This is a genomic window from Bacillus sp. FSL M7-1345 (assembly GCF_038006985.1).
In the GTDB taxonomy this organism is placed as follows: Bacteria; Bacillota; Bacilli; order Bacillales; family Bacillaceae_G; genus Bacillus_A; species Bacillus_A cereus_U.
Map to the genome: position 1 here is coordinate 1,401,330 of NZ_JBBOWG010000001.1, position 14,538 is coordinate 1,415,867.

Consider the following 14,538-nt stretch of genomic DNA (forward strand, 5'->3'; position numbering starts at 1 on the left):
ACTTAGCTGTTTTTTCGTTTTCCTATTAATTTTGTTACAGAGAGCATTGTAATTGGTAAAGAATGATTCTTTCGAAATGCTAAATATTTTCCACTCCATGCAGGTTTGTATTTTTCTTTGAAATGTCGTAAACCGCTGAAGCTATATGTGTAACGAACGTTATTAAATATTGCAGCAGCAACTCGTTCAGACCAGAACGATTGCGTTGATAAACCGACATTTGAGAGTGGTGCCATACCAATATTAAAGGAATGGTATTCATTTTCTTTTGCCCAGTGGAATAAGTGGATAAAAATTGCATCCATAATTCCGCTAGGGGCATCTGGATAATAACGCATTAAATCAACAGATAATATGCCACTTTGATATACTGGCATAAAGGTTGTGAATGCAATGATTTTTCCCTCTGCATCAGATAATGTAGCGATAGGGGCACGACTAATATACTCACGATCGAAGTACCCAAGTGAAAATCCTTTCTCTTTTTTTCCGCCGAGCCAAGCATCAGACACTTTCTTTAATTCCTTGTATAATTCGTCTGAGAATGGTGGCTCATGAATAGAGAATGTATAACCTTCTCGTTCAAAACGGTTGAAAGTAGCTCGCATACCAGCACGTTTTTTTCCTGTTATTGTAAAGGTATTTAAATCAACGACAGCCTCTTCGCCAAGTTTAAAGAAGTTGTAGCCGAAATCGTGGTATAAGCTCATCCATTTGCTTTCAATTTGATAGAATACGCAAATATACCCAAATCGATCAGCTTCAGCTAAAAATTCTTGTAACACAGTGCGGTAGGAGGATGGATCACCAATTGGATCACCTAGTACAACAAGACGTTTTCCAGTAATTGAAAAGAGAAGAAGTGCTTTTCCGTCACTACTGAAGAAGAACTGTTTATCTCCTAAAAAACCTAAATGACTAAGTACGTTCCCACCATGTTCATCTAAGAAGTTTTCTAACCTTTTATCATTTGCTGGTTGCCCGGGAAATTGACTACGGTAACGATTGGCAATTAGTGAACCGATAAGTAAAAAAGTAGGAACGAAAAAGGCTGCTGCTAATGCACTTCGTTTAACTTGTGTAATATTTCGAACGACAAAATCAGGTTGGAACGCTTCTTTTGCACCCGCAAATAAAATACCTAAGTTTTTATATAAATATAACGTAAGTAATAAGAAGATAAACACTTTTACGATGTCAGAAAGAGAGACTTCCATTTTCTCGCGTACAAATCTTTTACGAAGCATATACAACACAGCAAGTACGATTAATAAAATAAAGGTTTCTTCAATATCAATTCCTTTTAGGGTATTAAAAATTGCTGCTCCAATTAAAGAAACAATCGTCATATAGTAAGAACGCTTTGTTCCATAATATATGCCTCGCGAAAGAATCAGGAGGAGAATACCGAATGTTAATGATAAGCTAAAAGAAAATTGAATAAGGTGCTTTGGAGCTAAAATATGTAAGGCGTGAGCTCGATTTATACTAGTCGGTAAAATTGTTGATAGAATAACCATTAAGCCAGCGAATACGGTTAAAGCGGCGGATGCCCATGAACCTAATTTCCCTAAAAAATCACGTTGTAAAGTCCAAATTACACCAGTTGTTTCTAATGCAGGTGCAATAAATGGTTTATCTTCAATTTTTTTTATGGCCGCTCCTGTCATTTCAAATGCTGCAAAAATGAGACCAAGGCAGAATGGTAAGATGTAATAGACAAGTCGATATAATAACATAGCGGGTAGTAATACGCCTGTATCAACTCCGTATTGTCCTAGTCCGGTTAAGAAAACAAGATCAAATGAACCAAGGCCACCAGGGACAAGACTTACGACACCAGCTAAAGCAGCAATTACATAAACACCTAAAAACTTTTGAAATTCGATATCAATTCCAAACAATATTAAAATGACGTACATAACGATACCAGCAGATACCCACTCGACTAATGAAACTAATGAATATAAAACAGTTGGATTTTTCTCTTCTTCTTCAGTCTCTTGTCCGTCTAGCTGTTTTGTTTTTCTATTTTTAATTTTAGAAAACCCAATATATATAGGAACGAAAAGAGCAAAGAAGATAAGAACAGGCCATAACCACGGTTTTTCGTGCAGAATAAAACTAGTGTCTAATATCCCAATAAGGCCGAGGAATGACAGAATGGCTAATCCGTTAATAAAAGCGGTTGTCATCCAAGCAATGCTTTTAATAAGTTTCCCATTCTCTTTTATATGTGGACGATAGAGCATTGTACGTACACCGGCACCAACAAGACCACCAAAACCGATAAATCCATTTAAAGTATTTGCAATCCATGAGATGCGGAAAATCTTTTGTACAGGTATATCTGCTTTTAAGTAACGAAGCATAACAAAGTCATAAAAGAACATTGTTGAAACAGCAAATGCACCGAGTGTAATCGCTAAAAATACCCCACCAGTTGGAATGTTTTTAATTGTTTCAATTGCTTCTAAAAAAGAAATGCCTGCTAATTCTTTTTTAGCTTGAAAGAAAACAATTGTTAAGACAACAAATGGGAAGATTATTTTCCCTATTTGTAAGAAACGTTTCCATGAAAACGACATAAATACAACTCTCCTTGTGTAAGAAAACTGAGACAATAATATTATTATGACAAACTTCAAGAAAAATAAAAAGGTAAATTCCTGTATAGGGAAGCTATTTTTTATATAGGTTATATTTAAAAGAATATTTCGTTTATCAGAAAATTAAGTTAAGATAAGATAAGATGAAAGAAGGAAGAGAGGGGAAGTAGATGATTATAATAGGTTATGCAGGATATGAGTTAGAAAAAGCAAAACCGAATACATCAGAAGATTTTTTCAATAGATCTGAAGTGACATATATATTAAATAATCAAGAAAAAACCTTTTCTGTCTTATATGTTCGATATTTTGAAGAAATTTTACAAGAAATTACCCCTTTTGAAGGAAATCCAGTTTATAAAGTAGAAGAACAAGACGTATATTTACGAGATATTGTAGCGATCGCTTGTTTAGTGAACAATAAAGAGCTACGCGCGCAGAAGCGCTTGTATCTCAATGAAGTAACAGACTTTCAACGATACTTTGACGAGGGAACAGTGGTGAAAGTACAAGAAATATTAGCTGAATTACATAAAAATAAAAGAGTAGAAATAGCGTAAAACGGCAAAGGAGAGAGAAGCCATGTCTAATTTGATGGTTGAAAATCAAACAGAACAAGTTTCTATATTTTTAGAAGATGTAATTTCCTTGATAACTAATTATGTGAATTATCATACGTTACCTTCTTTATTGGAGGAGACACCAACAGGAAACGAGCAATATTATAAAGGTATATTAGCATCAATAAGAAGACTTCTTGTTTTTTGTGAAGAAGGACTTGATGCATGTTTTGTTTTGTTGAATGGCCAACCATTTCGAAAGACCGCAGCTGAAAAAGTTTTATATAAGATTTACCATCAAGTAATTGCAGAGTTTTTTTCGCCAAAGAATGATCATTGGTATGAAAATAGTCGTTCTGCTTATACAGGGAAAAATTCTATTGTTTTTCAGCAAATCCCTCCTGTATCTATAGAACGAGTGATGAAGGAGTTAGAAGGGAAATTTCAATTGATGCGTGAAGAACTAGAATATTATGAGACAGATTACCAAACAAAAATGTTGCACAAATATTAATTAAGGAAAAGAAGCTAAGGACACTTAGCTTCTTTTCCTTTTGTACAGTTATATAAGGGATTTTCATTGAATATATTTAAGTGGATAGCAATAAGGAGGTGTAACATGAGTCAGCAAGGTGTATTTACAGATTACTTTCATGAAGTAGAAAGTTGGTGTGAAAGTGTTCTTCACGTATTAGATAGCCGTGCAATGGAAGTGTATGATGTCCATATGCTTGCTTATAAAATTCAGACGTTATTAGAGCGTATGAAAGAGCATGAATACGACACAGATGCCGAGTTTATGTATGAAATAAGTGAGGATGTAGAACATATTCAACACCATTTACAGGAAGTATTTATGCAAGAAGGAGAGGAATATGAACTATGTGAAAGAGGGGATAGCGAACGAGCTGTTCCGATTGGGGGGCATACCCTTCCGCCATTACCTTATCCATATAATGCGCTAGAACCGTACATTTCACGAGAAATTATGATGTTACACCATGATAAACATCATCGTAGTTACGTGGAAGGATTAAATAAAGCAGAGAAGATGATGGAAGAAGCGAGAAAAACAAATCAATTTGATTTAATTAAGCATTGGGAAAGAGAAGCGGCTTTTCATGGATCAGGTCATTACTTACACACGATATTTTGGAATAATATGAAAAAAGATGGGGGCGGGGGTCCACGAGGGGCATTATCACAAGAAATTGAGAAGGATTTTGGGAGTTACTTACGTTTCCAAAAACATTTTACAGAGGCGGCCTCGAAAGTTGAGGGGTCTGGATGGGCAATCCTTGTATGGGTGCCTCGGTCCGGAAGATTAGAAATTTTGCAAAGCACGCTTCATCAATTGTTTACACAGTGGGATACGATACCACTCCTTGTACTGGATGTATGGGAACATGCGTATTATTTACAATATCAAAATCGAAAAGATGAATATATTAAAAATTGGTGGAATGTTGTAAATTGGCCAGATGTAGAAAAGAGATTTGAAAGTGCGAAGCAAATTGAATGGACACCGTATTAGACGCATATCCCATGCGTCTTTTTTAGTGAAGGTGGAAGGAAGATTTCGTTCATATTTTAAAAGGCCAAGCATAAACTTGTACAAAAAGTGCCAAAAGGACGTGGGGGGGAAATATGAGACGGATTTGTATAATAATTACGCTAATTATAATGTACGCAAGCGTTATGCCGATTCCTGCATATGCAAAAATGAACGGTGGTGTCAGTGCTCGTAACGCAGTCTTAATGGAACAACAATCCGGTCGTGTGCTATATGGAAAATTAGAACATGAGCCACAAAAAATTGCTAGTATAACAAAAATTATGACAGCATTGTTAGCTGCTGAATCAGGAAAAATGAAAGAGTTAGTATCGGTTAGTAATGAAGCGGTACGAGTAGAAGGATCGGCAATTTATTTAAAACCTGGACAAAAAGTGAAGCTAGAAGATTTAGTTTACGGATTAATGCTTAGATCTGGTAATGATGCAGCACAAGTAATTGCTGAAAATGTGGGAGGGAGTATAGAAGGGTTCGTATATTTAATGAATGAAAAGGCGAAAGAAATCGGAATGAAAGATACACATTTCTCAAACCCGCATGGCTTGGATGGGGATGGATCGCATTATTCGTCGGCTTATGACATGGCATTATTAACGAAATATGCAATGGGGAACGAGACCTTTAAGAAAATTTTTGGAACAAAAACGTATAAATCAGATTCTTGGGATTATCCGTGGAAAAATAAACATAAGCTTGTGACATCTTATTATGAATTTGCAACAGGGGGAAAGACAGGTTTTACGAAGAAAGCAGGACGGACGCTTGTCACAACAGCTTCAAAAGATGGACTAGATTTAATTGTCGTAACTTTGAGTGCTTCTAGTGACTGGGATGATCATATGAATTTGTTTGATAAAGGCTTTGAACGCTATAAGCAAGCGAAAGTTTTAGGACAAGGCGCACTCGCTGAAATAAATGAAAAGAAATATGCCAATCATGTTTATACGAAAAATAGTTTTTCTGTACCTTTAACTGAAGAGGAAAGAAAGAGCGTGTTATTGAAAGTTGAGCTCGATAAAAGTGAAAAACTTACGGATGGAGTAAAGATTGGGAAGACAGAAATTTATGTAGGGAACGAGAAAGTTGGAGAACGAAATTTGTTTTACAGTAAACGAAAGTTAGTAGCTACAACGGGAATGTATTGGAATAACGTAAAAGAAATCTTCTCTTACATGATAGGTGTTGGGATAGATGGTTAATCTCGTATGGGCAGCGATGGCAGTTATAGGGATTGTGTATGCCATGATAAATGGAACGATGGAAGAAGTGACCAAAGCAGTGTTTGAAGGGTCAAAAGATGCTGTAACGATTTGTATTGGACTTATTAGTGTTTTAGTATTTTGGCTCGGTTTAATGAAAATTGCTGAGGAAGCTGGATTGTTAAAGAAGTTAGTATCACTTTTTATGCCGATAGTAAAAAGATTATTTCCAGAAATACCGAAGGATCACCCGTCAATGGGATTCATTTTATCAAATATGATGGCGAACTTTTTTGGGTTAGGTAATGCAGCAACACCTTTAGGTATTAAAGCAATGGAACAACTGAAAGAGTTAAATGGTGGAAAGGATTCAGCAAGTCGTTCTATGGTGACGTTTCTAGCATTAAATACTTCAGCAATTACATTAATTCCGACTACTGTCATTTCAATTCGAATGACTTATGAATCAGCAAACCCTACTGAAATCGTTGGCGTAACATTTATAGCACAAGTGTTATCGATGATTGGAGCGATTTGGATTGACCGCTATTTTTACCGGAGAAGGAGTAGAAAGGGGCGGAAAAAATGAGTATTGTAAATACAATTTCATTATGGGTAATTCCTTGTGTAATTGGTTTTATCCTTTTGTATGGCACGATAAAGAAAGTTCCAACGTATGAATCGTTCGTTGAGGGCGGAAAAGAAGGGATTCAAATTGCGGTTTCCATTTTGCCGTTTATGGTTGGAATGCTTGTATCTATTTCTATTTTCCGGGCATCAGGTGCTTTAGATGCGATGATATCGGTAATGAAGCCGATGTTAGACTTTATTCATGTACCAGCCGAAATCGTTCCACTTGCACTTATACGTCCGATTTCGGGATCTGCTGGTTTAAGTATTACGACCGATTTAATCGCTACATATGGGCCAGACTCGTTTATTGGTAGGTTAGCTTCAACGATGCAAGGTAGCACAGATACGACTTTTTATATATTAACAGTATACTTTGGGGCTGTCGGTATTAGAAAAATGGGAGATGCATTAAAGGTGGGACTTTTTGCGGATTTAATCGGAATTATTTGTTCGATTGTGTTTGTTTCCCTATTGTTTCGGTAATGCTATTCATTTTTTTCGCTATTTCGCTTATAATACGTATACGACCACTATTAACGTGTAGTTTAATAGTGGTTTTTTTATGCGGTATTTTTGACAAAATGGTGAACTTTTATCGTGGACAACATGAAAAAGTGTAAATAATAATAAAGGGTGAAAACGTGGTATAGCCTTTATACGTTTATTATCATTGCTATGTTGTTAAAGATAGGCGAAGTAAATGGCATAAAGCTTAGGCGGTTGCCAAGTCTTTCTAATGTAAGGTAAGATAAATTTGAGGTGAAAAAAAGAGATGGAACGATTACAAAAAGTGATTGCGCAAGCAGGTATTGCATCGAGAAGAAAGGCTGAGGAATTAATTCAGCAAGGGAAAGTGAAAGTTAATGGAAAAATAGTGAAGGAGTTAGGAACAAAAGTAACTCCTCAAGATAAAGTGGAAGTAAATAACATCCCTCTTGAAAAAGAAGAACCTGTTTATTTTTTACTATATAAACCAACTGGTGTAATTTCAAGTGTATCAGATGATAAAGGAAGAAATGTTGTAACAGACTTTTTCCCTGAAATTAGACAACGTTTATTCCCAATCGGACGCTTAGATTATGATACGTCTGGCGTATTATTGATGACAAATGATGGTGAATTTGCAAATGTATTAATGCATCCGAGATATAAGGTTGAAAAAACGTATGTTGCGAAAATTAAAGGGCCATTAACAGGTGATAAAATTCGCATGTTAGAACGAGGTGTTGCATTAGAAGATGGGAAAACAGCACCAGCACAAGTGAAAATTATTTCTTGGGACAAGCGTAAAGAGATGGCGATTGTACAATTAACGATTCATGAAGGACGTAACCGTCAAGTACGCCGCATGTTTGAAGCGTTAGATTGTAAAGTAATGAAACTAAAACGTGAACGTTATGCCTTTTTAGAAGTGGGTAGCTTGCGTCCTGGTGATGCAAGAGAATTGACACCACATGAGGTGAAACAATTACGTGCATTGGCTTCTACAAAGCCTCGCTAATTTATATTGTGAAACTTTCACCAGTGGAATGCTCCGCTGGTGATTTATTAAAAAATACATATATTTATCACTCGTCGAAGAGAGGGGAGACAATATGAAAAAAAATCGCTTATTATTTCGTGTTATCATTTTGCTCATTTTAAGCGGTGCGGTAGGGTTTACGCTATATCAAGGATTTTTTACTGATAAAGAGAAAATGCAAATTGGAAAAGAAGCACCTAACTTTGTTGTAACTGATTTAGAAGGAAAGAATATAGAATTAAAAGATTTAAAGGGAAAAGGTGTATTTTTAAATTTTTGGGGAACTTGGTGTAAACCTTGTGAAAAAGAAATGCCTTATATGAATGAGTTATATCCGAAATATAAAGAAAAAGGCGTTGAAATTATTGCCTTAGATGCAGATGAAACGGATATCGCAGTGAAGAACTTTGTGAAACAATATGATTTGAAATTCCCAGTTGCAATTGATAAAGGGCAAAAGATCATAGGTACATATGGAGTAGGCCCATTACCAACAACCTTTTTAATTGATAAAGAAGGCAAAGTAGTAGAGCAAATTATAGGTGAGCAAACGAAGGAACAATTGGAAGAGTACTTAAAGAAAATTACTCCATAATTAAGAAAGCCTTTACATAAGAGGTGCTTACGTATAGCGCCTTCGCTTTAAAAATTCTGAGTATTGCGGTAACTCTAAGCTGGAATATACAATAGTACATATAGATAAAAGGGCGGTGAGAGCTTTGAAAGAAATTAAGTGTGAATGTGGACATGTTAATCCGATAGGAACCATTTTTTGTGAAGCATGTGGGAAACCATTTGAAAGTAATGAAAATATGAAATTATTGGATATGAGATATGAGGGGAGTGCCCGGAGATCTCTCACACATACAAAAACGATAGTCGATAAAATTTGGAGTTTTTTCTCTTCTGTAAAAGTAGGTGTATGGTTAATCGTAATAACTTTAGCTGCATCGGCAATAGGAACTATCTTTCCCCAAGAAATGTACATAACTCCAGGAATCGAACCAGCTGAATATTATAAGACCGAGTATGGATTTTTAGGACAATTATACTATCAATTAGGATTTAATAATTTATATGGATCATGGTGGTACATGATTTTAATTGCTTCCATTGGTATTTCACTTGTTATATGTAGTTTAGACCGTGTCATTCCTCTTTATAAAGCTTTAAAAAAACAAGGGGTGAAAAGACACCCAAGTTTTTTAAAAAGACAGAGAGTGTACGGGACTGGTACGCCGCATGAAGGTGACTTAGAACGAGTTCAAATTAATTTAAAGAAACGTAATTATAATGTGAAAGAGGAAGACGGGAACGTTTTAGCGGAAAAGGGACGTTTTTCCCGTTGGGGTCCATATGTAAACCATATTGGTCTTATTATCTTTCTATTCGGTGCAATGCTACGTTTTTTACCGAGTATGTATGTAGATGAAGCACTTTGGTTACGTGACGGTGAAACGAAAGAAATACCAGGAACAGATGGTCAATACTATTTGAAAAACGAAAAGTTTATCAAGGAAGTTTATGATAAGAGTAAGGATAAAGAAGTTTTTGATGAAGCAATTGATCGTGTTGGTGATAAAATGATTGCGAAAAACTTCCAAACAAATGCTGTATTATATAAAGCGGTAGGAGAAAATATAGCGGGTCAAAAACCAAAGTTAGAAAAGGTAAAAGAAGCTGAAATTCGAGTGAATGAGCCACTGAAATTTGATCAATTTGCTGTTTATCAAGTGGATTACAAAGAAAGTGAATTTAAAAGCATGTCTTTCCATTTGCAAAACAAAGAAAATAATCAAAAGTGGGGACCGATTAAAGTAGATTTAGCGAATCCTACAGAAAAATATGATTTAGGAAATGGGCATTCTCTAGAACTATTAAGCTATTTTCCTGATTTTTATTTTGATGAGAACGGAAGGCCGAATACGAAAACAAAATTACCGAATAATCCTGCATTCGTCTTTAAAATGTTTACCCCGGAAACACCAGATGGTGAAGTTAGTTTCGTCGGTATTCAGCAAAACATAGAGCCTGACGGGAATAATAAATATAAAATGTCATTTGCAGGTGTGGAAATGCAAAATGCAACAGCTCTTACAGTAAGAAAAGATTTGACGCTTTGGATTCTCGGTATTGGAGGATTTATATTTATGGTTGGTGTGATTCAAGGTATGTATTGGAACCATCGCCGTATTTGGATACAACGTGTTAATGATGAATGGTGGGTTGCAGGCCATACGAATAAAAATTGGTTCGGCTTAAAGAAAGATATTGAAAGAGTACTAGAAGGAACAGCGATTCCACAACCACACGATAAAATGAATGATAAAAAAATTAGTTAAGGTGGGGAAACGATATGGTACAAATAAGTAGTAATTTTCTGTTCGCCGCGTTCATCTTATATTTAATTGCAACTTTATTTTTTGGAGGATCAATTAAAGAAAAAGGTCATAAGTGGGCAAATATAGGTATAACTATAGCAATTTTAGGATTTATTGCGCAAATAGTATATTTTATTACAAGATGGATTGCATCAGGACATGCACCCGTTAGTAATTTCTTCGAGTTTGGTACCTTCTTCGGTATGATGCTTGTGGGAGCTTTTATCATTATGTACTTTGTATATCGTGTAAGTATTATTGGTTTATTTGCTTTACCGGTAGCTCTTTTATTAATCGCTTATGCAAGTATGTTCCCGAGAGAAATTTCGCCGCTTATTCCATCTTTAAAGAGTAATTGGCTACATATTCATGTAACGACAGCGGCAGCGGGACAAGCAATATTAGCAATTAGTTTTATTACAGGCGTAATGTATTTACTGAAAAATGTAGATCAATCAACAAGAAGTAAGCGTACATTTTGGTTAGAGACAGTAGTTTTCACACTTGTTTGTACAGTTGGATTTATTGGAGTAACAACGGTATTTTCTAGTATGAAATACGAAGCGAAGTTTCAATGGATTGATAAAAATGAACAACAAGTTGAGATGAAGTATAATCTCCCTGCTTTAGTTGGACCGCATGAAGGGAAATTAATGACGGAAAATAAATTAGAGCCAACAGTTGAAGTCCCAGCGATTGTAAATGCGAAAAAATTAAATACTGTTATTTGGTCAGTGTTAGTCGGAACACTACTTTATATTGTATTAAGACTTGTTTTACGTAAGCGAGTGTCAGCTGCACTTCAGCCGTTAGTAAAGAATACGAATAGTGATTTATTAGATGAAATCGGATATCGTTCTATTGCGATAGGATTCCCAGTGTTTACATTAGGAGCGTTAATCTTTGCAATGATCTGGGCTCAAATCGCTTGGACGCGCTTTTGGGGGTGGGATCCAAAAGAAGTTTGGGCGCTTATTACTTGGCTCTTTTATGCTGCAGTATTGCATTTACGTTTATCTAAAGGATGGCATGGAGAAAAATCCGCCTGGCTTGCAGTAATTGGTTTTGCAATCATTATGTTTAACTTTATTGTAGTAAACTTAATTATCGCGGGTTTACATTCATATGCATAGAGAAATAAAATAGGAGAGTGTATGTCACTTTCCTATTTTATTTTTGTCAATTTTTCTTCTTTTTTGAGAAAAACATGACAAAGTAGTGGTTGATTCTGTAAAATGATGTCGAGGACCAAATATACTGTTCAAAAAAAATACATAGTTTTGGAAAAAAAATGAACAAACTTTATTATTCTTGTGAAGCATAATATGGGAAGTGGAACGTTAAAAAATGCTTAATTAAACGAGGATAGGTGCAACATTATATTGTAGAAGGGTAGGTGTAAACCGTTGTGGTAAAAATACGCAGCGGGTAGAAATGGAAAATGAATCAAGAATTTTAATTGTAGACGATGAGGATCGTATTCGTCGTTTATTAAAGATGTATTTAGAAAGAGAGCAATACACAATTGAAGAAGCGGATAATGGTGATACAGCTTTAGAAATGGCATTACAAAATGATTATGATTTAATCCTATTGGATATTATGATGCCTGGTAAAGATGGTATCGAAGTGTGTAAAGGGATTCGTGAGAAGAAAGCGACGCCAATTATTATGCTGACAGCAAAAGGTGAGGAAGTAAATAGGGTACAAGGGTTTGAAGTTGGAACTGATGATTATATTGTAAAACCGTTTAGCCCGCGTGAAGTAGTACTTCGTGTGAAAGCGGTATTACGCCGCGCTGTACCAACGACATTCTTTACACAAGATACAACGACGAAAGATGTTACTGTGTTCCCTCATTTAACAATTGATAATGATGCACACCGTGTTACAGCGGATGGCAATGAAGTAAACTTAACACCGAAAGAATATGAATTACTATTATTCTTAGCGAAAGCTCCGGATAAAGTTTTTGACCGTGAGCAATTGTTAAAAGAAGTATGGCAATATGAGTTCTTCGGAGATTTACGTACAGTTGATACACATGTAAAGCGTTTACGTGAAAAGTTAAGTAAACAATCACCAGATGCAGCGAAGATGATTGTTACCGTTTGGGGCGTTGGTTACAAGTTTGAGGTTGTGAACGACTGATGCTTTGGAGAAGTGTAGTAGGGAAGTTATGGATGACCATATTACTTCTCGTTTCGTTTGTTCTTGGATTTGTTGCTATTTTACTTTCACAGTTTTTTAGAACGTATTATGTTGATATGAGTGAAGCTAGGCTTCAGAAAGTTGCAACAAGTGTCACGGAATTAATTGAAGAAGGTGCCGATGTAAAAACGATTGAGGATATTGCTTACAAATTTTCTGATCCACTTTCAAGGATTATCATTGTAGAAGATGGTAAGGAAATTTCTTCTTCGCCGAAACAAGAAGGATTAGTTACTCTTACAATAGATGATTTGAAAAATGATAAAGAATTAGCAGCTGTTTTTACAGATAAAAAGGATATTAAGAATAATATTAGAAAAGCTTCTAATAGTAGGAAGAATAAGAACACTGAAAATGATATTATGATCGTCGGGAAACCAGTACAGTCAAAAAATCAAAGTGCGGTGTTTGTATATGAATCATTGCAAGTTCCAATACAAGGTATGGAGAGAACGACTGATTTTATTTTCTTATCAGCCGGGATTGCGATTATTTTAACAACTTTCTTTGCATTTTTCTTATCTACTCGAATTACGGCACCGCTTCGTAAAATGCGTGAGGTTGCATTTGAGGTAGCGCGCGGGAAATTTGATACGAAAGCCCCTATGGTGTCGCAGGACGAAATTGGTGAGCTTGCAACTGCTTTAAATCAAATGGGGAAACAGTTGAAGTTTAATATGAATGCCCTACAGCAAGAAAAAGAGCAGTTAGCTAGCATTTTGAGTAGTATGGCAGATGGTGTTATTACGTTAAATCAAGAAGGTGAAGTTGTTGTTATCAACCCACCGGCAGAGCATTTCTTACAAGTTTGGCAAGAAGAAAAAGAAGTGGAGTTAAGTAAAAAACTGCCTTCTGAACTTGTTGAACTATTCCATCTCGTTGTAGAAAGTGAGCAACAACAAGTTGTTGAAATTAATTTGCAAAAAGGTAACTACGTAGTTCTTATGACACCGCTTTACAATCAAACAAAAATTCGCGGAGCTGTAGCAGTATTGCGAGATATGACAGAGGAGCGTCGTCTTGAGAAAATGCGTCAAGACTTTATTGCGAATGTATCACATGAACTCCGTACACCGATGGTAATGCTTCAAGGATATAGTGAAGCAATTTTAGATGATATTGTGCAAACGAAAGAAGAAATTAATGAGTTTGTTCAAATTATTTATGATGAATCTGTTCGTTTAGGTAAACTTGTAAATGAGCTATTAGATTTAGCCCGTATGGAAAGTGGGCATGTAGAGTTACATATAGGTGAAGTAGATATTCACCCATTTGTCGAAAAAATTGGCCGTAAATTCCAGGGGATTGCAAAGGATAAAGAAGTCCAATTAACAGTGGATTTCCAAAGTCCAATTGAACAATATCCGTTTGATGCAGACCGTATGGAACAGGTATTGACGAATTTAATTGATAATGCAATCCGTCATACAAATGCAGGTGGACATGTTACACTTGTAATTAATACGAAAAATAGTGGCCTTACTTTCGAAGTGCAAGATTCAGGTGCTGGTATTCCAGAAGAAGATATTCCGTTCTTGTTCGATCGATTCTATAAAGCTGATAAAGCGAGAACGCGCGGGAAAAAAGTTGGAACTGGACTCGGGCTTGCGATTGCTAAAAATATTGTTCAAGGTCATGACGGGAAGATTTCTGTATCAAGTGTCATTGGAGAAGGAACTATATTCTCTGTATATTTACCAAATCGTATAATTTAGATATGTATGTTTTTTAAAGGTGATCATGAATATAAGCTCTACTGTTTTTTATTTTTTTGTAAGTGCAATTAAATAAAGAATGGTAGAGTTTTTTTCTTTAATAATCAGAATGAAAATAAAAAGAGAGGTGCCATA

The 14,538-nt window shown here is 35.7% G+C and carries 13 protein-coding genes; 12 read left to right on the plus strand and 1 reads right to left on the minus strand.

Annotated features, from left to right (window positions below):
• Window positions 1–2 precede the first annotated feature (2 nt).
• Window positions 3–2,588: a bifunctional lysylphosphatidylglycerol flippase/synthetase MprF gene (gene mprF, locus MHB76_RS07315; protein WP_002202630.1), complete on the minus strand. Its 2,586-nt coding sequence runs from the start codon at window positions 2,586–2,588 to the stop codon at window positions 3–5.
• Between the two features lie 191 nt (window positions 2,589–2,779).
• Between mprF and MHB76_RS07320 the strand changes: the two genes are divergently transcribed.
• The 12 genes from MHB76_RS07320 to resE all read left to right on the plus strand — a co-directional run bounded on the left by MHB76_RS07320 (window position 2,780) and on the right by resE (window position 14,403).
• Entirely contained in the window at window positions 2,780–3,169 is a 390-nt protein-coding gene (locus MHB76_RS07320; protein WP_002149420.1) for a hypothetical protein, read from the plus strand.
• Window positions 3,170–3,191: 22 nt separating this feature from the next.
• Window positions 3,192–3,683 carry a YpuI family protein gene (locus MHB76_RS07325; protein ID WP_002149419.1) on the plus strand — a complete coding sequence of 164 codons (492 nt, stop codon included), beginning with the start codon at window positions 3,192–3,194 and terminating at the stop codon, window positions 3,681–3,683.
• A 105-nt stretch (window positions 3,684–3,788) separates the two neighbouring features.
• Window positions 3,789–4,703: a superoxide dismutase gene (locus tag MHB76_RS07330; protein WP_016104311.1), complete on the plus strand. Its 915-nt coding sequence runs from the start codon at window positions 3,789–3,791 to the stop codon at window positions 4,701–4,703.
• A 113-nt stretch (window positions 4,704–4,816) separates the two neighbouring features.
• Window positions 4,817–5,941: a D-alanyl-D-alanine carboxypeptidase family protein gene (locus tag MHB76_RS07335; protein ID WP_002158617.1), complete on the plus strand. Its 1,125-nt coding sequence runs from the start codon at window positions 4,817–4,819 to the stop codon at window positions 5,939–5,941.
• Window positions 5,934–6,530, plus strand: a complete 597-nt coding sequence (spmA, locus tag MHB76_RS07340) for a spore maturation protein SpmA (protein ID WP_002086662.1) — start codon at window positions 5,934–5,936, stop codon at window positions 6,528–6,530. The genes MHB76_RS07335 and spmA overlap by 8 nt, the downstream gene beginning before the upstream one ends.
• Window positions 6,527–7,057 carry a spore maturation protein SpmB gene (gene spmB, locus MHB76_RS07345; RefSeq protein ID WP_002086660.1) on the plus strand — a complete coding sequence of 177 codons (531 nt, stop codon included), beginning with the start codon at window positions 6,527–6,529 and terminating at the stop codon, window positions 7,055–7,057. The genes spmA and spmB overlap by 4 nt, the downstream gene beginning before the upstream one ends.
• Window positions 7,058–7,346: 289 nt before the next feature.
• Entirely contained in the window at window positions 7,347–8,075 is a 729-nt protein-coding gene (gene rluB, locus MHB76_RS07350; protein WP_002064494.1) for a 23S rRNA pseudouridine(2605) synthase RluB, read from the plus strand.
• 94 nt (window positions 8,076–8,169) lie between these two features.
• Window positions 8,170–8,691 carry a thiol-disulfide oxidoreductase ResA gene (gene resA, locus MHB76_RS07355; protein WP_002064495.1) on the plus strand — a complete coding sequence of 174 codons (522 nt, stop codon included), beginning with the start codon at window positions 8,170–8,172 and terminating at the stop codon, window positions 8,689–8,691.
• Between the two features lie 124 nt (window positions 8,692–8,815).
• Complete coding sequence (gene resB, locus MHB76_RS07360; protein ID WP_078174424.1) at window positions 8,816–10,438, plus strand: cytochrome c biogenesis protein ResB; 1,623 nt, start codon at window positions 8,816–8,818, stop codon at window positions 10,436–10,438.
• Window positions 10,439–10,452: 14 nt separating this feature from the next.
• The gene (gene resC, locus MHB76_RS07365) at window positions 10,453–11,610 is read left to right on the plus strand and encodes a cytochrome c biogenesis protein ResC (RefSeq protein WP_002158615.1); all 1,158 of its coding nucleotides are present in this window, start codon (window positions 10,453–10,455) and stop codon (window positions 11,608–11,610) included.
• A gap of 301 nt (window positions 11,611–11,911) precedes the next feature.
• On the plus strand, window positions 11,912–12,628 hold the full coding sequence (gene resD / locus MHB76_RS07370) for a DNA-binding response regulator ResD (protein WP_002158614.1): 717 nt from the start codon (window positions 11,912–11,914) through the stop codon (window positions 12,626–12,628).
• Entirely contained in the window at window positions 12,628–14,403 is a 1,776-nt protein-coding gene (resE, locus tag MHB76_RS07375) for a sensor histidine kinase ResE (RefSeq protein WP_087947258.1), read from the plus strand. The genes resD and resE overlap by 1 nt, the downstream gene beginning before the upstream one ends.
• Window positions 14,404–14,538: the final 135 nt, after the last annotated feature.

Excerpts from the sequence above, each read along its gene's own strand:
- mprF (WP_002202630.1), bottom strand. The coding sequence starts at position 2,588 with ATGTCGTTTTCATGGAAACGTTTCTTACAAATAGGGAAAATAATCTTC.
- MHB76_RS07320 (WP_002149420.1), top strand. The coding sequence starts at position 2,780 with ATGATTATAATAGGTTATGCAGGATATGAGTTAGAAAAAGCAAAACCG.
- MHB76_RS07325 (WP_002149419.1), top strand. The coding sequence starts at position 3,192 with ATGTCTAATTTGATGGTTGAAAATCAAACAGAACAAGTTTCTATATTT.
- MHB76_RS07330 (WP_016104311.1), top strand. The coding sequence starts at position 3,789 with ATGAGTCAGCAAGGTGTATTTACAGATTACTTTCATGAAGTAGAAAGT.
- MHB76_RS07335 (WP_002158617.1), top strand. The coding sequence starts at position 4,817 with ATGAGACGGATTTGTATAATAATTACGCTAATTATAATGTACGCAAGC.
- spmA (WP_002086662.1), top strand. The coding sequence starts at position 5,934 with ATGGTTAATCTCGTATGGGCAGCGATGGCAGTTATAGGGATTGTGTAT.
- spmB (WP_002086660.1), top strand. The coding sequence starts at position 6,527 with ATGAGTATTGTAAATACAATTTCATTATGGGTAATTCCTTGTGTAATT.
- rluB (WP_002064494.1), top strand. The coding sequence starts at position 7,347 with ATGGAACGATTACAAAAAGTGATTGCGCAAGCAGGTATTGCATCGAGA.
- resA (WP_002064495.1), top strand. The coding sequence starts at position 8,170 with ATGAAAAAAAATCGCTTATTATTTCGTGTTATCATTTTGCTCATTTTA.
- resC (WP_002158615.1), top strand. The coding sequence starts at position 10,453 with ATGGTACAAATAAGTAGTAATTTTCTGTTCGCCGCGTTCATCTTATAT.
- resD (WP_002158614.1), top strand. The coding sequence starts at position 11,912 with ATGGAAAATGAATCAAGAATTTTAATTGTAGACGATGAGGATCGTATT.
- resE (WP_087947258.1), top strand. The coding sequence starts at position 12,628 with ATGCTTTGGAGAAGTGTAGTAGGGAAGTTATGGATGACCATATTACTT.